Source organism: Edaphobacter sp. FHG110511_03, from assembly GCF_059115365.1.
Genome location: NZ_JBZYWL010000072.1, coordinates 1 through 284 on the forward strand (window position 1 = coordinate 1; position 284 = coordinate 284).

General features: G+C 54.2%; 1 protein-coding gene. It reads left to right on the forward strand.

Annotated elements, in window-relative coordinates; translation table 11 throughout:
• The coding region (locus tag AC5S26_RS29995; protein ID WP_494188615.1) for a P-loop NTPase family protein at positions 1–284 on the forward strand (284 nt) is incomplete at both ends.

Consider the following 284-nt stretch of genomic DNA (forward strand, 5'->3'; position numbering starts at 1 on the left):
ATACTTCAACGAATACTGAACAGCCAGTCTTTGTAGAGACGCTGGAATATAAACGATTCGTGGAGTTCTGCGAGGCTTGCCGCCGAGACCGCTACATCGGCCTGTGCTACGGAGCGCCAGGAGTAGGCAAGACGCTCTCCGCCGTTCATCACAGTCGAGTCGAAAAGATCGTTCCTTTCGATCGTTGGAGCGCGGACGCATCAGACGACCTGCCCATCGATACCATCCTATTCACCCCGGAAGTGATCAACACACCAGCTAGGATCGATGCCGACTTACGCCAA